Below are 21,625 nucleotides of genomic sequence, written 5' to 3'. Positions count from 1 at the left end.
TCTTAATAAAAAACGCATTCCAGTCTGGAATGCGTTTTTTTATTTCTCTTTCCGTTGAGCGATGTATTACATGCGTTCGCAGGTTCCAATTCCCAACAGTGACAGGCCATGCTCGACAATGCGGGCGGTTAAATCGCAGAGCATCAGACGACTGTTTTTAGTTTGTTCCGATTCTGCTTTGAGAACTGGACAGTCATTGAAAAATGTACTGAATATCTTGGCTAGTTCGAACAAATAGTTTGTCAGGTAGTTCGGTCGTGCTTCAATTGCGACGCTCTCCAGGATTTCTGAATAGCGGTTGATCTGCAGTGCCAGTGCTCGCTCGCTTTCATCGACCAGTGTCAGTGCAGCCTGATGGTCTCGTAAGGCACTCCGGTCGATCTGACCTTTGCGGAAGATGCCACAGACACGAGCATAGGCGTACTGCATGTAGGTGGCGGTATCACCTTTATTGGCGAGCATCTTATCCAGGTCGAATACGTAATCGCTGTCCCGGTTGTGTTTCAGGTCGGCGTATTTGATGCCCCCCAGTCCTACGACTTCTGCAATCTGCCGTCGCTCTGCGTCATTCAGTTCAGCGCCATCCGGTTTGGCATCATCGTTTTCGGAAACAATCTGGTAGGCACTTTCGATGGATTCATCCAGCAGGCTTTCCAGTCCTACGGTATCCCCCGATCGTGTTTTGTAGGGACGCTTGTTTTTGCCTAGCACGGTTCCAAAGCTGACGTGCTGCAGTTCCAGGTCAGAATAGCCCCACTCTTTGACCGTGGCAAACAGGAGCTTGAAGTGTTCGCTCTGTCGGGAGTCGACCACATACAGCACCCGGTCTGCCTTGAGTTCTTCGACCCGGTATTTGATCGTCGCCAGATCGGTGGTCGCGTATGTGAAGGCGCCATCCTGTTTCTGGACGATGAAAGGGGCTTCAATGCCCTGCATGAAGACGCAGATCGCGCCCTGGCTTTCTTTGGCGAGCCCCTTCTGTTTCAGATCTGCCACGACATCCGCCAGCAGAGGCTGATAGAAACTCTCGCCCAGAGTCATATCGAAATGGATGTTGAGCCGATCATAGACGGTCTGAATCGCATCCAGGCACTGAGGTAGAAATCGCTCCCAGAGTTCGATGTTTTCTGCATCGCCGCTATGGAGCCTGGCAGTCTCTTCCCGCGCCAGGCGGGCGATGTCCGGAAACGCGACTGCTTTACTGTGCAGGTCTTCGTTTGCTTCCAGCTCTGTCAGGCTTTCCTGTTGGGAAGTCAGTTCGGCCTGGCTTTCGCCGAGATCGGCTTTCAGCTTCTTGATCTGTTTCTGGATTTTCTTGTCGGTCAGGTCAGCCGAACTTTCGAGCGACTGCAGCTTTTCAGCCTGCTGCTCGATCTCTTCTTCTTTTTTCGGGATGGCATTTTTTGTCGCATGGTAGTCCGAAAGCTGGTTGACCAGTCGATACAGCCGGGCCAGTTCTGTGACCGGGGCTTCTTCGAAAGCGGCTTTGTTCAGGAAATGCTTGTACCCGAAGATAATCATGCCGAACTGGGTTCCCCAGTCGCCGATATGGTTGTCCCCGACGACGTCATGTCCCAGGAATTTCAGAACCCGGTAATTGGCATCACCAATCACGGTACTTCTTAAATGCCCCACATGCATGGGTTTGGCGACGTTGGGGGCGGAGAAGTCGACGACCACTTTTTGAGGCGCTTCTGCCGCTGCGACCCCCAGTCGTTCGTCTGCCACCAGGTTTTGAGTCTGCGTATTCAGCCAGTCCTGTTTGAGTTTGATATTAATAAAGCCGGGCCCCGCGACTTCCAGGGGTTCGCAGAAATCGGACAGATCGACTTTTTCCACGATCTGTGTTGCCAGGTCGCGCGGTTTTAAATCCGGGATTCGGGCTGCCAGCGGCATGGCAAAATTGGCCTGGTAATCGCCAAATTTCGCGTCTTGAGATGCTTTCAGCATTTCGATCACCGAAGACGGATCATCGGTCCATTCGGTTAAGACGGGTTCAAACCGACTTCTGAGTTCTGCGAGAATATTCATTATGCATGCCCGGGGCAGAGACACCGGGCTCCTTGATTACTGGAAAATACGGACAGAGATTCATCTACGCCCAGAATACCGACTGCGAGTCGAGATTGGTAGAAACAGCGGTTCTGTCAGTGCGAATCCGGGCGGAAAGACTGCCAGTCTACTTTTTTGGCGTCTGCCCAGAGGCGTTCGAGGTCGTACAGTTCCCGGGATTCTTCTGTGAAAATATGCAGGACGATGTCCCCATAATCCCCCAGAATCCATTCACTGTCTTTACCTTCGATATTACGACGGCTGGCACTCTCGCGCTTCATCAGGACGCGAATTTCTTCGGCAATCGCATTGCTCTGCCTCTGGTTCGTGGCCGTGGCGATGATGAAATAGTCAAACAAAGGCGTAATTTTAGCGACATCGAGTACAACGATGTCTTTGCCTTTGAAGTCTTCACAGGTTTTTGCACACAGACAGGCACGTTCCAGACTGGACGCACTTTCAATAGAATCAGATTGTTGAGAAGGTTCGGTGTTGATTTTTGTGACCTTTAGACTGTATCCAGTTTTACTATAGCGTCTCCAGAGTTATTTGGACCGAGTATCATAGATTAAGAGACGCTATGGTTAAATGTGATGCGCTCTAACCTGTTTCAAATACTTAAAATAACTCTAGTGCGTATTGAATAATAAACCCGGCTATGACAACAGAAACCATACTCATCAGCTTGATCAGGATGTTCAGACTCGGGCCACTGGTGTCTTTAAATGGGTCACCAACGGTGTCACCGACTACTGTGGCTTTGTGCGCATCAGTTCCTTTGCCGCCATGTGCACCTGCTTCAATGTACTTTTTCGCATTATCCCAGGCGCCACCGGCATTAGCCATCATGATGGCAACTGCAAACCCGCTCGTCAAGGCACCCACCAGCAGGCCGACAACCCCGGGAACTCCCAGGATGACTCCGACGACGACCGGTGAAAGCAGACCCAGCATCGCAGGCAGGATCATTTCCCGTTGCGCAGCTGCCGTACTGATCTCGACACAGGCCGCGTAATCCGGTTCGGCTTCATTCTCCATAATCCCGGTGATTTCCCTGAACTGACGACGGACTTCGTCCACCATCGCTCCTGCGGCCCGTCCGACGGCTTTCATGGTCATCGCACAGAAGACAAAGGCCACCATGACGCCAAAGAAGATCCCGACCAGGACTTTGGGGTTCAACAGTGAGAAATTATAGAATCGCGAGAAGTCAGGCACCGTTGCCGTTTTGACATCGACGCATTCTCCCCGTTCCAGCAGTTCGGTGATATTCAGGCCTCGAATAATTGAACCGACTTCGGCACTGGTGATTTTTACGCGTCCGGGAGTCACCTGAGCGACATTTAAAGCGGGGAACAGTAAATACCCCTGATTGTTATGTATTGCTTCCTCGCCATTTTTGTCTGGAGTCCGCAAGGCAATACAGTTCGCACTTAATTTTAGAGCCGAAGCGTTCGTCATATCGTCTGAAACGGTTTCCACGATCGCAGAATGCTCGACCCAGCGTTCAAAGCCGATGCGAACTTCTTCGACATAAGCTGCCAGCAAAGCCAGCGCGGTTAAAGCAGCGGAGCCGATGGCAAATCCTTTTCCGGTAGCAGCTGTTGTGTTTCCCAGACTGTCCAGGGCATCCGTTCGCTGGCGGACATAAGGTTCCTGTCCGCTCATTTCTGCGTTACCGCCGGCGTTGTCAGCAATCGGGCCGTAGGCATCGGTTGCCAATGTCACTCCCAGGGTGCTCAACATTCCCACGGCGGCAATGGCAACGCCGTACAGGCCCATTGCGAAAATCGCGGAATTGGCAAAATCGAATCCGGTACAGAGTCCAAATGCCAGGATGATGGCGACGCCAATCACGACAATCGGGACCCAGACGCTGTAAAAACCTTCTGCAATCCCCGCGATGATCACGGTTGCCGGTCCTGTTGAAGACTGGTCTGCGATAAAGCGGGTCGGGCGAAATTCATCGCTGGTGGAGTATTCCGTCCATTTACCGATAAGCCAGCCGGAAACTAGTCCGCAGACAATCGCACCGAAGACTCCAAACAGTTTGTTGCCTACCAGCAGTGGAGAGTCAGCGGGAATGCCCGAAGACTGAGAGGGGATCACCAGCATGATCCAGACCAGAGCCAGTGATGCGACGATGACGCCAAAAGCGCTGGTGTCAATTCCCTTAGCCAGCGCTTTCAGCAGGTTCTTCTGTGAAGCTCCTTCTTCAGTTCTCACCATAAAAATACCGGTGACCGACAGGAAGATACCCACGGCTGCCAGACACATCGGCAGCAGCAGGCACATCATCTGCATTTTGGGATAACCATGATAAGCGGCAACCCCCAGTGCTCCACTGGCAAGGATCGATCCGCAATAAGATTCGTAAAGGTCGGCTCCCATGCCTGCGACGTCGCCCACGTTATCGCCTACATTGTCGGCGATGGTTGCGGGATTGCGAGGATCGTCTTCGGGAATGCCTGCTTCGACTTTACCGACCAGGTCGGCACCGACGTCAGCTGCCTTGGTGAAGATACCACCTCCCACGCGGGCGAACAGCGCCTGGCTACTGGCTCCCATACCAAAACAGAGCATGGTCACTGTGATTTCTGCCAGAGGCATTTTGACGACCCAGTGCAAGACACCGAACCAGAGTGTGATATCCAGCAGACCCAGTCCGACCACTACCAGTCCCATGACGGCACCACTGCGGAAGGCAACCTGCAGGCCGCTGTTTAATGATTCTTTAGCCGCATGCGCGGTACGGGCGCTGGCGAGTGTCGCGGTACGCATTCCGAACCAGCCGGCCAGCGCAGAAAAGAAGCCTCCGGTTAAGAAGGCGAAGGGGACCCAGTGGGACTGTGTTTTCAAGCCAAATGCCATGAAGGCCAACAGGGCACAGACAATGGCAAAAAAGACGGTGACCACTTTGAATTGCCGGTCCAGATAGGCACGAGCGCCTTCGCGGACATGCTCGGCGATTTTTCGCATTGTGGAATCGCCTTCACTTTCATTGACCATCCAGCTGAAGAAGCGATACGCCGTGAAGAGGGCAAACATGGCACCTGCTATCGCGATACACCAGCTGATAACAACTGTTGAATTGTCGGCATCAACTATCTGGTCGGCGGAAGTTTCAGCTGCCAGCAGCGGGGCTGAACTTAAGAGTGTGGCGAAACTAGAGGTGATGAGAGTTGTGAGTAATCGTACGGGAGTGAGTCGAGCGCGGGTATGAAACCTCATCCTTAGAGTTAACTCCATTTAAATTAGCCGTTGTAAATCTTGATGTAAAACCTCAAAACCTCTATTGATTCCGGGCAACAGTCAGCACGTAACTTGAATGCTCAAAAAATACGAAACGCATCTTATTAAAGGATCGCGTTGTTTGCACAATTCACCACGTTCCAGGTTATTTTAGACACGAGGGTAAACTTGAAAAAACGCTGCTTAAACACAAGAAAACTCTATCGGGGGAGTGTATCATCTGGGAATCAGATTGCAATAACAGTAACTTAACAAACTTCGTTTAACACAAAACTTACTGATCCGTATGCGCAGCAGTTGACGCAGAGTGAGAAGTCGAGTTCAGAGGAATCGAGAGCCGATGAACTGGTTGGATCAGACGTTCCGGGCGGGGGTCTGAGTGAAGACCTGGCTCGTATCGATGATATAAGCAGCGTCAAAGACCTGTTCGAAATCGTAGATGTCGACAAAGTCTTCCAGGCGGTCATTCTCTGTCTTGCGCATCCGGCCATGTTCAATCATTTCAAAGACCATCTTGCCGAAGTCTTTGGTGGATTGAATGCCCCATTGTTTGAAAACGGTCAGCGTCATTAAGCCGAACTGTTTCAGAGCGAGTTCGCGCACACCTTCCAGCAGTTCCTGGCCGGAGACATGGGCTTCTTCCTGCTCACCTTCATGAATGGCATGCCGTGAGAAGATTTCCTGTGCCTGCTGGAGTGCTTCAAAGATAAAATCGTAGGCATTGGGGTGAAATTGCAATTTGGGGCGGGATAGATTTGTAGCAGATGTCATTTTTCACCCATAACCTGTCTAAGACTTTATAATCACAGCGGCGCTGCGGTTTTTCTGACCTGTGACAAACGTTTTGAAACGCCAGCATCACTCTCTATTTATACTCGATTCAGATAGCTCTGAAAATACTGTATTGCAGTTTTCTACAAGCTGGAACGCATCACAATTAACCAGAGCGTCTCTCAATCTAATGTACTTGGTCCAAATGGCCCTGGAAACGCTACAATAAAACTGGACTCAGTCTAGTGTTTCGGATCAGTCTGGTCGGGTCAAGACTTTATTGGAGCATAACCCGCCAGTTATTGGAAAATTATCGATCAGAGAAGCCGGGAAATCAATCCCGAGTGACTCGTTTTCACTAAATTCAGACTCCCTCACGAGATCCTGTTTCGCTGGAGTCTACTGCTTGGCAGGGTTTTCCCCGCGTTTCTTCTTAATGACTTCCAGGATGTCTTTTTTGTGTACGATCGTTCTTTTCATGTCAGGGTAGACGACCTGTACACACTCGGAAAGTATTTCCTGGTTCGTGACTTTTGCTTCTCCCTGGCTGGTGATAATCGTCGAGCCGACAGGAGGTAATTCCTTCTTATAGCTTTTATAGGTATCGTATTCATAACGGAGGCAGCACTTCAGGCGTCCGCATCGTCCGGAAAGTTTATTAGGATCAAGAGACGTCTTCTGCAGTTTAGCCATCTTCATCGAGACGGGAGGCATCTCAGTCAGATGTGTGCCGCAGCAGACTGTTTTACCGCAGTCACCATAATCCGCCAGCAGCTTCGCTTCATCACGTACTCCGATCTGGCGCATTTCGATCCGTGACCGGTATTTTCTTGCGAGCGCTTTGACCAACTCACGAAAGTCAACGCGCTTTTCTGCCAGGTAATAGAAGATGACACGTTCGCCGCCGAACAGGTGCTCAACATCAACCAGCTGCATCTGCAGTTTGTGTTCGTTCACCAGTTCCTGGCATCCCTGAAATTCATTTCGTTCTTCGTGGCGGTTCTGGTCGCGCTGTCGATAGTCGTCATCGGTCACCAGACGGATAATTCGTCCGACAGTGGATGCGTCTTTCATGAAAGATTTGACACGCTCAGTCGCCGGTGACAGGACCTCACCCCACTCATGTCCCCGATCACTTTTGATGATCACAGACGCGTTACGTGGTAACTCGGCCAGACCTTTGCTGGTGAACTCTCCGATCAGGCGGGTGGAACCGTAGCGAACGATATATCCGGAAACTTCGTTGTTCATATATTACAATTTCATCGATTTGAGATTGAATGCAGCAGTCATCATACAGGAATAGCCAGAATCAGCGTGGGAATCAGAATGACTGCCAGAGATCAGTTTATTATAGCCGAACTCGATCTGGCAATCTCTAAATAAACACCGGAAAAGACATTTATTTAAAATCCGTTCACTGTTTCCCAGATGAGACTTGCAGACGGGAGCTTATTTTGTCTGGATGTTCCGCAGATCCTGACTTAAGCTTTCGATGCATAAAGGCAGAGTCACATTCTGATGGACCTGTTCCTCTGTCTGCAGCATGCGTCCCAGCAGATTGCCGATCGTTTCAATCCGATCTTCCACTTCGCCAGGCAGTCCGGAAACAAATCGTTCCACGTGCTCCGCAGCCGGAACCGTCTGATAACCGGCGGCACACTGTAAAGACTGATGATAGAAGTCGGCACAGAACTTGATGATCCACATCGCTGTTTTTCTCTGGGCGCCCGTATTGCCTCCGACATCATCGATTGCCTGAATTACGGCATCGGAAAAAGTCTGCGGTTGAAACGGGTGTCGGCCGAGCAGACCGGTGATATTTCCCCGCAGAGACTGAAGATTTTCATCCAGCAGCTCACTTGCGGTTTTCAGGGAGCCTTCTGACATGCGCGCGATCTGCTGTGCCTGTTCTTCGGTGTCAACCAGTTGTTGATTCAATAATAGCGACGCAACATCTTCCTGTGTCAGTTCATTAAAGCGAATTAACTGGCAGCGGGAACGGATCGTAGGCAGGATCGAGTCCAGATCACTCGCGATCAGAATCATCAAATAGTTCGCGGAAGGTTCTTCCAGTGTCTTCAGCAGCGCGTTTGCACTCTCGGCGTTCATTTTGTCGGCATCGTCAATGATGGCGATGCGACGGTCACCCACCATGGGACGCAACGACATTTCATAGCAGACGCCTTCCCGTCCTCGATGATCATCATCGCCGATAATCAGGCTGAGCGGCAGAATGTTTTTGTCGGGCGGACATTCAATCGCGATCAGATCGGGGTGTGTTCCCGCTGCCATCTGTTTACAGGAGTCACAGGTGTGACAGCAGCTTAACTCATTCGGAGGAGTTCGCTGACAGAACAGGCATTGCGCCAGATGCAAGGCGACCCGCTTCTTACCGATGCCGGCTACTCCTGAAAACAACAGCGCATGCGGCAGGCGGCTGCGTGACAGTGCGCGATCCAGCATTTCCAGAATGGAGTGGTGCCCTCGAATGGAATCGGTTGTTGTACTCATCCCCATCTCTTTTCAGAATTCAGTCTTCAGGATTCCAGTCTAAATCGGTTTCAGAATTCAGAGGTTCAATCCAGCCCAGGACCATGCCTGTTGTGACTTCTGCCCCGGCCTGACATTCACAGGAGACGATCCTGCCGGCACAGGGGGCTTCCACATCAAACGTCACGCCGGGAATCAGCAGTTCGACGACACGATCTCCGCTGGTCACTTCTTCCCCCGCATGTGTCAGCCAGAGAGAGACTTTCAGTGGCTGAGTTGAACTGTTGACGGAAGGAACAAGAATGGGAGTCGACATTCAGGAATCTTTTCCCAGGACGGCTGCCATCTCGCCGGCATTGTAACTGGAACGTACAAAGGGACCGCTGGCGACCAGTTTGAAACCCATCGCCCGGACTTGATCTCCGACTTCGTCAAATTCTTCAGGAGGCAGGAAGCGTTCCACAGGCAGATTCTGAGGTGTCGGCTGCAGATATTGACCAATGGTAATCATGTCGCAACCGACGGCCCGCAGATCCGCACAGACTTCCAGAACTTCTTCCCGTGTTTCACCCAGGCCGAGCATGATTCCGCTTTTCGTCACAATGGTCGGGTCTGTTTCTTTGACCTGCAGCAGCAGATCCAGGGTACGCTGGTAAACGGCATTCCGACGCACACGATGATAAAGACGAGGCACGGTTTCCGTGTTGTGATTGAAGACATCCGGATGGGCTTCGATCACGCGATGAATGGCTTTGCGGTCGCCTCGAAAATCGGGTGTGAGCACTTCGATGTCGGCATCCATTCGTGCGCGGATGGCCAGGATGCAGTTATAAAAATGTTCTGCGCCACCATCGGGCAGGTCATCACGTGTGACGGAAGTGATCACGACATGTTCCAGTCCCAGTCGCACGGCTGCTTCAGCCACCCGCTCCGGTTCATCCAGCTGGACCGTTTCTGTTTTTCCCTTGGCGATCGAACAGAACCCGCACGGCCGCGTACAGACATTTCCCAGAATCATCAGGGTAGCGGTTTTGTGTGACCAGCACTCGGTTCGATTCGGGCACTTGGCACTTTCGCAGACCGTTACCAGCTTCAAGTCTTCGATCACGTTGCTGGTGAATGCCATCCCCGGTTCGGGCAAAGGCCGCTTCAGCCATTTGGGAAGTCGCTGTCGGGGTTCGGGGGCAGTGTCTGTCAGAATATTAAGGGTGGACATAAACTTTTTTCTTCACTCTATGCAGTAAGGGGTGTCGTGTGAATATATGTGTCTGTTGATAACCAAACTGTTGAACCAGATTCCTGACGATACTTTCGCGGACCGAACTCATACTGGCTTCCCGCGTGAGTGTCGCAGAAAGTGAAGTCAGACGGTGGTCGTGCAGATTGGCATCAATCAGTCGCTGTAATTTCATATTGGGCGAGACATTAATATACAAACCATAGTAAGAAATCCAGGATTTGATCGCAGCCCCCAGAAAGGCAAACTGGCCACAACGACCAAAAATATCCGCGGAATCCGGAAACTGTTCGGCTTCGATTCCCAGTTCCGCACACATTCTCAACAGGGACTGTACTAAACCGTTCTGAAAGTCGTCCATTCCGAGTCCCATCCGCTTCAGTGGGAGCAGAGGATAGACGGCTAACTGGCCAGGGGCATGTAACAGAGCTCCTCCTCCCCGGTTCACCCAGCGGACATCCAGCTGACTTGCCTTGAATTCCTGGCTGGATTCGGCCAGTTGAGTATGACTGCCTTCCCGGCCAACCGTAATGATCGGCGGATGCTCACAGACAAACAGCGTGGCCTGATCAGTCTCCTGCTGCCTGATTTCCTGTAGAGCCCGTTCCTGAAGCGTGAGAATCGAGTCGAAGTCGACGCAACCCAGCATATAAACCCTGATTGAGGAATTGCGGGGATGGATCGGGTTCATTTCAGGGCCTGGTGAATTCATGTTCCTGTCTACAGGTTCAGGGTTTCGTTCTGCTGTTCGGATACGGTCAGCGACACCGTCATTTTCAGGGGTTCTTGCGGGGAGTCAATCTTCAGACTGGGGAAAACCTGATTTGTCCGGGATCCTGGCAGTAGATTGCGTTCAGAGCTCCCTGATTTCCAGTTTTATGGTTTCAGGTACCGAGCACAGGGGATCTGAGGTTGGGTTGTGCTGTAAGTTGTTTTTATGAAAGTACTTATCGGAATTGAATGGGCGGCTGTATGACGTTTCAGGGAACAATCGTCATAACCGGAATAGCTTACAATTCCGGTTTATTTTGAAAAATCAGCATATCTGATTCAATTCGTTCGATCCTCAGATCCGATAGAGAGAAATGGATAAAACTAATACACCGTTTTGCAATTTATCAGAACACTCCAGCTCTCAGAGCTCTTCATGTCAAATCAAACCTCAAATCAGTTCCGATCCAGCAGTAAATTCCAATCGGTAAGGAGAAACAAAATGCGACGCGGAAAAAAGATGCTCGCGATATTTTCAACTATGGTAATGAGTGCGAGTATCGCCACCGCCGATGATCGCATGATGGAATCAAAGTCACCCTTTGATTCTGCTCCCACTACCCGTTCATCCAGCCAGTATTTCGCAGGGCAGGCACCTGCAGGAAATACAGGTGGGGTGACGATTTCTCAGCCGAATCAGAATGCGGCTGTGACAAATCAGTCATCAGGGTATCAACCGACTGATAAGGCCCGTCTCTCACAGGTTCCTAACTATTACAAGGAACTGTTCGGACAGGAACGTCCTTATCGCCGCCTGGATAACAAAACTAAAACTGAGACTCCTGCAGCAAGTCAGTCTCAGTTCCAGCAGATTGGACATGCTGAACCTCAAGGTGGAAAAAAGCAGTACCACTTTGAAACGTTCAATGGAGCTCAGTCCAGCAAGCAGAACATTGTTCATGCTGAGTTTCAGCAGGGCAACCAGAATTCTGCCCAGGGCAAAATTCAGCAGATCAGTGCAGGGGACACACGCGAAAATCCGTTCCGTCTGCCAGCAGATTTCGGTCAGTCTGCTCCAGAAGCACCCAGCCTGTCTGTCCCCCGAATTCCTGATACCAAAACAGTAGAAAACAAACATCATCTGTCTTTCGGAGCTGCTGCTCCCAAAACAGAACCCTCTACCGGGGTTACGATTTCTTCTACTCCCAACAGTCGTCGTGCAGCAGAACCTGTATTGAAGCCCGTTGGTGCCACTTCAGAAGAAGCTGCTGCTAAACTGACTCACAAATGGATTAAGAAAACAGAAATTAACGTAGGCCAGGAATGTGAATTCGAACTGGTCGTTAAAAACGAAGGAAAGCAGACTGCGAAAGACCTGCTGGTCGAAGCATTCTTTCCTGTAACAGTGCGGTTAACCAATGCGGAACCACTGCCCAGCTCCAGCCGTGATCATCTGGAATGGAAATTTGAATCGCTGAACGCCGGCGAAACAAAAGTGATCCGGATTTCCATGATCCCCAGTCAGCGTGGTGCGATTACTGCTGCTGCCAATGTTCGCTCAACCAGTGCGTTGACTGAATCATTCATGGTAGCAGAACCCATGCTGCAGGTGGCTGTCAAAGGTCCAACCAATGTCATGATTGGCGAGCCCGCTTCACAGTCTGTTACGATCTCCAACCCGGGTACTGGTACATTACACAATGTAGTACTCGAAGCAGAAATTCCTAAAGGACTGGAACATGTGACTGCCGAATATCTGCAGATGCAGGTGGGCTCACTCAATCCTGGCGAAACCCGCACTATTCGTCTGGCTCTGGCTGCTGTCATGGGTGGCGAACAGGTTGTGAAAGTTCAGGCGAGAGCTGAAGGTGGTCTGACTCAGGCAACCCAGGCACGTGTGAACGTCATCGCTCCGAAAGTTCAAGTCGCCATTGACGGTCCTGGACTTCGCTACAAAGGTCGCAGTGCTCAGTATGTCATCACGACTCTCAACGATGGTGCTGCCGCTACGAACAACGTTCGCGTCTTACACAAAGTTCCTGAAGGATTCGAATTCGTCAATGCCGATCATGGCGGACAGTTCAATCCGGAAGATTCCACTATCAGCTGGTTCCTCGGCCGTATGGAACCAGGTCAAACCGCCAGCGTGAACCTGGAATTGAAAACCAAGACCATCGGTAACTATGTGCATCACGTACGAGCCATCTCTGAGCACAATGTGAAATCAGACGCTCAGATTCAGACACGCATCGAAGGAACTGCTCAGCTGGTTCTGGAAATTGCTGACCTGGACGATCCTGTCGAAATCGGAAAAGAAACCGGTTACAAAGTGCTCGTCAAGAATGATGGAAGTAAGTCAGCACAGAATGTCTCTGTCTCCTGCGAACTGCCTCCTGGTGTGGAACTGATTACTGCCACCGGACCAACTCAGCACATCGCTGAAAATGGTGTGGTCGTCTTCAAATCTCTGGGAGACCTGGCACCTGGTGATTCGGTACAGTACCAGGTCATCGTACGCGGTACAGTTGAAGGAAATCAGCGGTTCCGGGCACGGCTCGCCAGCGATTCGATCCGCGATCCTCTGCTGTTCGAAGAACTGACTCGCTTCTACAAAGACTAAGTAAAAGCCTCAGGCTGAAGAAAATAAAAACCCGGTCAGTGATCTGCTGACCGGGTTTTTTTATTGAAGCGAATCAGGTTGAGAGAGACCGCTTCCATCAAAGATGGCTCTTGAGTTGTCAGCTTTTACGAGAACAGGATCTATCTCTTCCAGATGACGAGTTGGTGATGTGGTTGTCCCGGTTTGCCGTTCGAGACCTTCAGGACCAGGCTGTCCAGCGATTCGGTCTGCTTGAGGACCTGACGAAATTCATTCAGGTTATGAACGGGGGTTCCAGCGACTTCTTCAATCACATCATACAGTTTGACAACGTTTGACAGCGAACTTTCCCGGTCCACATCCATCACGAGTAATCCGGATTGAGTGGCTTCAAAGCCCAGCTGGGTTGCCAGATCAGCATTCATGGCATGCACCTGCAGTCCTGACAGGACATCGTTTGCAGTTGTGTGTTTCACTTTCTGAAAGCTCATGGGAGCAGCCGATGTTCCCGGGCGACGAGACTGCTGTGTCTCTTTCTGCTTCCGTTCCAGTTCGTCCAGAATACGACGGTTTGCCAGTTCCACCATGACGTTGACCTTCCGGCCGTTGCGTAACAGGACGACACTGACTCTGTTATCGATGGGGGTCAGGCTGACCAGATTGATCAGGTGGTTCTGGTCGAGAACATCGATGCCGCCGAAACTGAGGATGATGTCATCGTATTTCAGGTTGGCACGCGATGCGGGAGTATTCGAAATCACTTTCACGACACGGGCACCACGAACACGGTCCATTTTCAATCGGCCGGCGGTCGCGATGCTGAATTCCGGATCGAGCTGCACACCCAGGTAGGCCCGGTAAACCTGGCCATATTTTACCAGCTGGTTGAATACGTGGCGTACCAGCTTACTGGGGATACTGAATCCGATGCCGTCGTTACCGCCACTGTTCGAAGCGATGGCGGTATTGATGCCGATAATTTTTCCTTCGAGATCGATCAGTGGTCCACCACTGTTACCAGGGTTGATGGCGGCATCCGTCTGCAGAAAGTTCTGGTTGAGAACTTCCGATCCGCTACCCAGTTGCAGAGAGCGACGTCCTTTGGCACTGATGATTCCCAGGGTGACTGATTCACTTAAACCGAAAGGACTTCCCATCGCCAGCACCATGTGACCAATATCCAGCTTGTCGCTGTCGCCCCATTCAGCAGGTGTCACATCAGAGACCGTAATCTTCAGAATTGCCAGGTCGGTATCTTTATCTTCCCATTTCTGCTGGGGGTGAATCACACGACCATCGTGCAGTGAGATGGAAATGGCTGTCCCGTCAGAGTCGCGTACCACATGCCGGTTGGTGACGATATACAGGCCGGAGGTTCCGTCACCTCTGACGATCACACCGGAACCGGTTTCTTCCACGGCTCCGCGCGGTGTCTGGCGCTCACACTGAATATGAACAACACTCGGGGTGGCCAGCTTGGCAATTTTAGCCAGATGCCTGCTGCCTTCATGCAAGGGGGATGACGAAGAAGGCAGCATGACGGCATGATCTTGCCGGGGGTTCGCCTGTGAAGGAACCTTGGCTTCCAGCTGTTTAGAAGACAGCGGGGATTCAAAGCAGGCATTCCAAAGTGAAACGGAAACAATCAGTCCAACGATGAATACCAGGGGGTATCGATTCTTCATGATGCAAATCTCTCAGCGTGACCCAGGATCTTTTTTGCGATTGAGCTATTCCTAGCTACGGCAAAATGAGGCAATCCTTCGCCACTGCCGACCGATTTGATTACAAGTGACCGGCTGACTGGCAGCGGCACTGGTAATACCGGGGAACACGAGACTGATTCTGAGGAATCTCTCCACAATGAATGTCAGTAATGAGGGATCTGTATAATTCGGGAGAGAAGTAAACAGTAATCAGGCTGGTGGAACCCTCTGGCAATCATTATCGGAAGGCAACGCTATTTTTCGAGATCCAAATCATGAATTCTGACCTCCTGATCGTTAAGCCGTCCTTCGAATTCGTATGCGTTCTCCCAATCGCCATGAGCGCTACTAGTGGATAAACCCATCGATTCGCGCTGTTGTGCACAACTGACACAAAACATCGCGTACGGAACCGCTTTAAGCCGTGCAATCGGTATATTCTTATTGCAGCTTTCACAGTGGCCGTAACGGCCTTCCTGAATCAGTGAGATCGCGCGGCGGATTTGCATCAGCTCATTGTATTCGATCTCGGCCAGATGAGATTCCAGATCCTGACGACGTTCGCGGATCGCAGCATCACCACTGTCCTCAACGGACGACTGGCTGCCTGACGAACCTTCTGAACTGTCGCTCACCAGCTTTTTCAGCTCATCACGTCTATTCAGCAGTTGCTTGTGCAACCTGATTATTGCGTCTTTTCGTACCACTCTCTCTTCCCCTCATAAAGATCATATTCGGTGAGCAACTTAATTAAGTCGATTCTCCCAAAACATAGCTTTCAATTTGGCTAAAGAAATTGGAAACATGACCAGATATTTTCAGTTTTTACATCAAAGCTACACACGAGTATTATTCACTACGCGAATTAAATGTCGAGAGTTGGAAACTTTCAAAATGAGAAATTAATACATAAGTCAAAATTTTCAAATAACTTAAGCTGGCGCCTTTTCTTACAATTTTCCGATTTTCCAAAGATTAAGCCCTTTTCGCCAACTGGACTTTCAAATTGCGACGATTGTAGCGAATGTACACTCTGTTTTCCGGGGTGTTTCCTGATATTGACCCCGTTTCCCGATTGCGATGTAATACCCGCCCCTGAAACCAGTCTCTTAGATCAGTTACAGACAATGATTGGGAAACGTGTTTACTACCTTCGACCGTTATTTGCTCAAACGATATTTCCACGTATTCGTGATCGGGTTCATCGCAACCTACGGTCTGTATGTGGTTTTTGATGGATTCACCAACATCGATGGCTTTCAGTCCGGGACGGAAGAAGGTTCGTCAACCAGCCTGCTGTGGATCATGCTCGAGTACTACTTCTACCAGTCCTCCATCTTTTTCGACATGGTCAGTCCCATTCTCACTGTACTGGCCGGAGTCGTTGTGTTTGCGCTGATGGTGCGCCATGGGGAACTGAACCCCGTACTCTCAGCCGGCATACCCACTTACCGACTGGCGATCCCGCTGGCTCTGGCAACGATTATCGTCAACTGCGTGATCTGTTTGAACCAGGAAGTCATTATTCCTGCGATTGCGGATAAGGTTCAGGCGGAACGCGGAGACATGGGGAGCTCGGCTCAGTTCGTAGAGCCGGTTTATGATTTCAGCACCCGGATTATGATCAACGGACAGGAACTCTTCCTGACCGAACAGAAAATGAAGAATGCCGAGTTCGTGCTCTCCAAGCCGATGGTTCACGATTTCGTCACCGTGAAATCCGAAACCGCCATCTATCAGAATCAGACTGAAACCAGTCCGGGAGGCTGGTTACTGCAGCAGGCTTCTCCAAGCTATCAGGAGCTGGAAATTGCGGAATTTGCCAGGGAAATCATCCTGCCCGGTCCTGAGCCGAATGAGGTTTTTATCGTGACGGATGTTGGCTGTGATCAACTCTGTAATCGTAATTTCAGTTCGCTGATTTCAACGGCGGATCTGATTGCCCGCATCAATAATCCCTCCTTTAGTGATTTATCGATTCGGAAACAGAAACTGGACCTGCATGCCCGCCTCACCCGTCCGATCATGAATCTGATTGCTGTACTGATTTCGATCCCGTTTGTTTTACGCAAAGAGAGTCGCAGTCTGATTCTGAATATCGCGATCTGTGCCTGTGTGATGGGCGGCCTGTTTGGGATTTCGCAATGCTTTCATTATATGGGGGCGACAAAACTGATCACCCCCGATCAGGCTGCCTGGTTTCCCGTCATTACGAACGGTACGCTCGCTGCCTGGTTCACGAACCGGGTTCAGACCTGATCGATCAGACTTAAGCTGAGCGGAACAGAATTAACCGCTCTGTCCCAGATCCATCAGTTGCCCGAATCGATCCAGCACACGATTCTTTAACGGGGCAAACCGGGGTTGGTCAAATTCGCCTCGTTCGACGAGACGTAATGCGACCGCATGCGTTTCCTGCAAAATGGCCTCATCCCGTTTCAGATCGGCAACCCGCAGCGGCAACTCCCCATGTTGACGGGTTCCAAAGATGTCCCCCGGCCCCCGTGCCTGAAAGTCCGCTTCGGCAATTTCAAAGCCATCGGTGGTCTGTTCCATCACCGCCAGTCGATTCAGAGCATCTTCACTTTCTGTATAGGAAAACAGAAAACAGTTTCCCCGGTGGATGCCGCGCCCCACACGACCCCTTAGCTGGTGGAGTTGTGAGAGTCCAAATCGATCTGCCTGCAGAATGACCATCAGTGTCGCATTGGGGACATCCACGCCGACTTCCACAACCGTCGTCGAAACCAGTACCTGAATCGTTCCCTGGTGAAACTGATTCATGATCCCCGCCCGCTCTTCGCGATCCATCTGACCATGTACCAGCCCGATCGAAGCCGTCGCCAGTTCACTCTTCTGCAGTTTGCGATACACTTCCTCCGCGCTGGAACGAATATTCTGTTCGTCTTCGGAATCGATGCGCGGACAGACAATATAAGCCTGTCTGCCGGCAGCGATCTGGGTTCTCAGAAATTCCCAGGCTTTTTTGCGTTGAGGCGTTGTTGAGACGCGGCTCGTCATCACCGGTTGTCGTCCGGGAGGCAGTTCTGTATTCACCGAAATGTCCAACTCGCCAAACTGGGTCAGGCACAGGCTGCGGGGAATCGGCGTTGCCGTCATGACCAGCATGTGAGGTGTATTCTGATCGCTCGAAAAATGTGCCCGCTGCATCACACCAAACTTGTGCTGTTCGTCGATAATGACCAGACCCAGGTTGTGGTAGCGGACATCTTTCTGGACCACCGCCTGCGTACCGATAATCAGTTGTTGCTCGCCGGAAGCGATCTTTTCCAGTGTCGCTTTCCGTTCGGCGGGAGACAGACTGCCGGTCAGCAGGCAGCGTTCAACTCGACTGTGTTTCAAAATCTGGTTGATGGTTTCCCAGTGCTGCACCGCCAGCAGTTCTGTCGGGGCCATCAGAACTGCCTGGTTTCCGCCAGCAATCGTCGCCAGCATGGCATAAATCGCAATCGCTGTTTTCCCGGCCCCCACATCGGCCTGCAGCATACGATGCATGGCGCGACCCGAAGCGAGATCGGCTTTGATTTCTTCGATCACCTGGTTTTGTCCGTTGGTAAAGTCATACGGAAATAACCGTCTGATGCGGGCATCCACTTTCGCTGTGACTTTGACCAGCGGTGCATTATCCACGCAGGTCCAGAGTCGCCTGCGCATCGCCAGTGCCAGTTGAAATTCCAGCAGATCATCGTAGATCACACGATGCACGCCGGCATGATATTCGTCCATGGTCTGAGGCTTATGCATCTGGATCACGGCCTGACTCAGCGGAATCAGCGAATGAGTTTCACGAAAATTTTCCGGCAGATAATCAGGAATCAGATGCGCATATTCTTCAACCGCAGCCCGAATGAACCGCCGCATCTGATACATCTTGATGCCTTCGGTCAGGCTGTATTTGGGTAAGATCAGCCCCTGGGGATCATCCAGATCTTCTTCCAGTACCTGGAACTGGGGGTGGGAGATTTCCCATTTTCCGGAGCGGCGTTTCGGTTTGCCGGAGAACATCAGCAGTTGTCCCTGGAAAAAACGTTTGATGACCCAGGGTTGATTGAACCAGGTTCCTTTCAGAAATCCGGTGCCGCAATCGAGGAGAATGGCGGTGATTGTCCGCCCGCGTGAGATGGTGCGCGCATCCATGTCCACGACTTTTCCACAGACGGACGCGGGTTGATCTTCTTCCAGTTCGTTGACTGGTCGGACGTCAGTGAGATCCAGCACACTGCGGGGCAGATGCCAAAGCAAATCCTCGACAGTTTGGATTCCGATTTTCCCCAGCAGTTCGGCTCGATCCGGGCCCACTCCATTGATGAATTGAACAGGAGTTTCCAGGGAGGGTTCGGTCATCGTATTCCACAACCGTTCGAGCCGGGGTATATGAATCGGTATAAACAGCCAGTGCCGGGTTAGTATTCAGACTCACTTTGTAATTTCAGTGCAAACTCCACTGCCAGTTCATCACAGCGTTCATTTTCCGGGTGACCACTGTGTCCTTTGATCTGCGTGAACTGGACATTGTGACGTTCGAGCAGCGTATCCAGTTTGCGCCAGAGTTCTTCGTTCTTCACAGGCTTCCAGCTTTTGCCTTCCCGCCGGCGCCAGTTGTTTTTTTTCCAGTTCGGCATCCATTCCTTTGAGCCTTTGGCAACATAGACGCTATCCGTAATCACTTCGACACGGGAAGGGCGTTTCAGCAGTTCCAGGCCGGAAATCACCGCCTGCAACTCCATCTGATTATTGGTTGTGACCGCTTCGCCTCCGGAGAACTCTTTTTCCGTTCCGGTAGAGGGATGTCTCAGAATGACTCCCCAGCCCCCCGGACCCGGATTTCCCCTGCAGGCGCCATCGGTAAAGATCTGCACAAACGGGAGAGCATCCTGAGTTGCTGCATCATCAGTCATAATAATAGAAAGGGCACGCCTGGCAAGAAATTAACGACGACTCGAACTCGAGTCCCGGTATCAATGACAAATTCGGGGGATCCTGCGAATGAGCGTAAAATCACCCCTGATGGATTCTGGGAAAGAAGCGGGTCGCTCTTCTGCGACTATCGTTCTCGATAGACAATACGTCCACGGTTCAGGTCATAGGGTGAGACCTCGACCACGACTTTGTCGCCTGGTACGATACGAATGAAGTGCTTCCGCATCTTGCCAGCGACGTGCGCCAGAACCTGGTGTCCGTTTTCCAGTTCGACTCGAAACTGAGTATTTGCCAGTGCCTCGGTCACTGTACCTTCGACTTCAATGGCCTCTTCTTTGGCCATAACAATTGTATCCTGTCCAATAAGGTTCATAAAACGGGATTAAGCGATACAACTCGCATAAACCTAACTCCAGTGCCAGTCTGATAAAAGGCATCCGGAAGTTCTCTGAGTCACTTATTGTGACAGGGAGACGCCAAATATGCCAGTCCGAACAGACCCGCAAGTCACATAAGCTCTGATTATGGCAGGGAAATCCCTGTAGATACTATGATTCAGCGTTTTTTTCTTCTGAAGAACGAGTTTTTTGGTAATCGGATGTCAAACGTGGGGTAAGCTTTATTAAATCGGGCCCTGCTTTATGAAAAGTGATTCAAATCAGATTCAAATCAATTGTCGGTCCGAAAATCTGGAAGCTGTCTTTCAGATTGCCACACATCTGACAGGATTGTTGTCATGCAGTATCTCAAAAAATTTCTAGTAGAAGAAGATGGTCCTACCGCTGTCGAGTATGCTGTCATGCTGGCTGCCATCGTGATGGTCTGTATCGCCGCCATCGCCGCAGTGGGAACCCGCACCAACGCCCTGTTTGAAAATGCAACGACCGAAATGCACAATCACGGCATGTGATAAGCTGGTTTGAATCCGGCTTCATGCCCGTCTCTCTGGAATCCTCTGCCTCCTGCAGAATTGCACTTCTACGCTATTCCATTACACTGCAGGGAGTTTTAACCTGCATTCTCGATCTATCACACCCGGAACTGTTATGCCTGACTGCTATATTGCGCTCGGCGGAAATCAGGGGCCTGTCCGCGAAACATTCTCCCGGGCACTGGAATGTCTCGATCAGCATCCGGAAATATCCGTCATTAAAACCAGTGACTGGATTGAAACGGCTCCGGTTGGTGACCAGACATCCGATCCTTTTCTGAATGGTGCCGCACAGCTTTCCGTCTCGCTTTCCCCTGAATCCGTGCTGGAAGAACTGCAGCTCTTGGAAACAGACATGGGCCGTACCAGAGAAGTCCGCTGGGGGGCGCGTCCACTGGACCTGGATATGCTGCTGTATGATCAATTCGTGATTCATACGGAAAATCTGGTGGTCCCCCATCCCGCCTGCTGGTATCGGCGGTTCGTACTCGATCCCCTGGCAGAAATCGCAGCCGATGTCATTCACCCGGAGAAACAGATCACGATTCAGGAATTACGCCAGCGTCTGCTGGTTAAACCGTTTCAATTTGTTCTGGCAGGACTCCCCTGTGAAGAAACCGCATCATTGATCCGAAAACTGCAGCAACTATATCCCGAAGTGCAGTTTTCCAGTTGGGAAACTCAGGGATCTGCCGGTTCCATCTCACAGGAACCGACCTTGATTGCCTGGCTGGGGGCTCCGACATCTGCTACCCGATTCGAAGATTTGCCTCTGATTCCCCGGTTAGACCTCTCTGAATATCAGAAAAATACTGAACGGATCGTTCATGTCTTGCAATCTGCGCTGGATTTCCGGTAAAAATCGTCTATACTAATAGATAAGGGCTCGCCGATATTTTTAATAAGGCTGCTCGAAATCAGATAATGACGGT

At 51.0% G+C, this 21,625-nt stretch carries 18 protein-coding genes; 4 read left to right on the top strand and 14 right to left on the bottom strand.

Annotated elements, in window-relative coordinates:
• Positions 1-66: 66 nt before the first annotated feature.
• The 9 genes from argS to ACN0YN_RS15360 form a co-directional block, all read right to left on the bottom strand.
• A complete protein-coding gene (gene argS, locus ACN0YN_RS15400) occupies positions 67-2,031 on the bottom strand; it encodes an arginine--tRNA ligase (RefSeq protein WP_417385908.1) in 1,965 nt (654 codons plus the stop codon).
• 116 nt (positions 2,032-2,147) lie between these two features.
• Positions 2,148-2,483, bottom strand: coding sequence for a ribosome silencing factor (rsfS, locus tag ACN0YN_RS15395; protein ID WP_417386028.1), 336 nt, complete (start codon positions 2,481-2,483; stop codon positions 2,148-2,150).
• Positions 2,484-2,670: 187 nt separating this feature from the next.
• Entirely contained in the window at positions 2,671-5,283 is a 2,613-nt protein-coding gene (locus tag ACN0YN_RS15390; RefSeq protein ID WP_417385907.1) for a sodium-translocating pyrophosphatase, read from the bottom strand.
• A 375-nt stretch (positions 5,284-5,658) separates the two neighbouring features.
• Positions 5,659-6,075, bottom strand: a complete 417-nt coding sequence (locus ACN0YN_RS15385; protein ID WP_417385906.1) for a Minf_1886 family protein — start codon at positions 6,073-6,075, stop codon at positions 5,659-5,661.
• A gap of 399 nt (positions 6,076-6,474) precedes the next feature.
• On the bottom strand, positions 6,475-7,326 hold the full coding sequence (locus tag ACN0YN_RS15380) for a PSP1 domain-containing protein (protein ID WP_417385905.1): 852 nt from the start codon (positions 7,324-7,326) through the stop codon (positions 6,475-6,477).
• A 201-nt stretch (positions 7,327-7,527) separates the two neighbouring features.
• Positions 7,528-8,589 (bottom strand): DNA polymerase III subunit delta', encoded by a 1,062-nt coding sequence (gene holB, locus ACN0YN_RS15375; protein ID WP_417385904.1) that lies wholly within the window; start codon positions 8,587-8,589, stop codon positions 7,528-7,530.
• 19 nt (positions 8,590-8,608) lie between these two features.
• Positions 8,609-8,884, bottom strand: coding sequence for a biotin/lipoyl-containing protein (locus ACN0YN_RS15370; RefSeq protein ID WP_417385903.1), 276 nt, complete (start codon positions 8,882-8,884; stop codon positions 8,609-8,611).
• The gene (lipA, locus tag ACN0YN_RS15365; protein WP_417385902.1) at positions 8,885-9,784 is read right to left on the bottom strand and encodes a lipoyl synthase; all 900 of its coding nucleotides are present in this window, start codon (positions 9,782-9,784) and stop codon (positions 8,885-8,887) included. It lies immediately after the preceding gene.
• A complete protein-coding gene (locus ACN0YN_RS15360) occupies positions 9,771-10,517 on the bottom strand; it encodes a lipoyl(octanoyl) transferase LipB (RefSeq protein ID WP_417385901.1) in 747 nt (248 codons plus the stop codon). Before ACN0YN_RS15360 ends, lipA begins: the two co-directional genes overlap by 14 nt.
• Positions 10,518-11,018: 501 nt before the next feature.
• Here ACN0YN_RS15360 and ACN0YN_RS15355 point away from each other — a divergent pair.
• Positions 11,019-13,136 (top strand): hypothetical protein, encoded by a 2,118-nt coding sequence (locus tag ACN0YN_RS15355; protein WP_417385900.1) that lies wholly within the window; start codon positions 11,019-11,021, stop codon positions 13,134-13,136.
• 140 nt (positions 13,137-13,276) lie between these two features.
• Here ACN0YN_RS15355 and ACN0YN_RS15350 read toward each other — a convergent pair whose 3' ends face one another.
• Positions 13,277-14,800 (bottom strand): trypsin-like peptidase domain-containing protein, encoded by a 1,524-nt coding sequence (locus ACN0YN_RS15350; RefSeq protein WP_417385899.1) that lies wholly within the window; start codon positions 14,798-14,800, stop codon positions 13,277-13,279.
• A 275-nt stretch (positions 14,801-15,075) separates the two neighbouring features.
• Positions 15,076-15,456, bottom strand: coding sequence for a TraR/DksA family transcriptional regulator (locus tag ACN0YN_RS15345; protein ID WP_417385898.1), 381 nt, complete (start codon positions 15,454-15,456; stop codon positions 15,076-15,078).
• Between the two features lie 505 nt (positions 15,457-15,961).
• On the opposite strand from ACN0YN_RS15345, the gene ACN0YN_RS15340 reads away from it, so the two are divergent.
• On the top strand, positions 15,962-17,080 hold the full coding sequence (locus ACN0YN_RS15340; RefSeq protein ID WP_417385897.1) for an LptF/LptG family permease: 1,119 nt from the start codon (positions 15,962-15,964) through the stop codon (positions 17,078-17,080).
• A gap of 30 nt (positions 17,081-17,110) precedes the next feature.
• Here ACN0YN_RS15340 and recG read toward each other — a convergent pair whose 3' ends face one another.
• The 3 genes from recG to infA all read right to left on the bottom strand — a co-directional run bounded on the left by recG (position 17,111) and on the right by infA (position 20,105).
• Complete coding sequence (gene recG, locus ACN0YN_RS15335) at positions 17,111-19,186, bottom strand: ATP-dependent DNA helicase RecG (protein WP_417385896.1); 2,076 nt, start codon at positions 19,184-19,186, stop codon at positions 17,111-17,113.
• A gap of 59 nt (positions 19,187-19,245) precedes the next feature.
• Positions 19,246-19,740 (bottom strand): ribonuclease HI, encoded by a 495-nt coding sequence (gene rnhA, locus ACN0YN_RS15330; protein WP_417385895.1) that lies wholly within the window; start codon positions 19,738-19,740, stop codon positions 19,246-19,248.
• Positions 19,741-19,886: 146 nt separating this feature from the next.
• Positions 19,887-20,105, bottom strand: a complete 219-nt coding sequence (infA, locus tag ACN0YN_RS15325) for a translation initiation factor IF-1 (protein WP_002643979.1) — start codon at positions 20,103-20,105, stop codon at positions 19,887-19,889.
• A gap of 393 nt (positions 20,106-20,498) precedes the next feature.
• Here infA and ACN0YN_RS15320 point away from each other — a divergent pair, with 393 nt between their 5' ends.
• Complete coding sequence (locus ACN0YN_RS15320; RefSeq protein ID WP_417385894.1) at positions 20,499-20,672, top strand: Flp family type IVb pilin; 174 nt, start codon at positions 20,499-20,501, stop codon at positions 20,670-20,672.
• A 136-nt stretch (positions 20,673-20,808) separates the two neighbouring features.
• On the top strand, positions 20,809-21,552 hold the full coding sequence (gene folK / locus ACN0YN_RS15315; protein ID WP_417385893.1) for a 2-amino-4-hydroxy-6-hydroxymethyldihydropteridine diphosphokinase: 744 nt from the start codon (positions 20,809-20,811) through the stop codon (positions 21,550-21,552).
• Positions 21,553-21,625: the final 73 nt, after the last annotated feature.

Origin of the sequence: Gimesia sp. (genome assembly GCF_048260065.1) — a bacterium.
GTDB lineage: Bacteria > Planctomycetota > Planctomycetia > Planctomycetales > Planctomycetaceae > Gimesia.
Note: the sequence above shows the minus strand (reverse complement) of the source record. Positions and strands in the feature narration are given on the sequence as shown.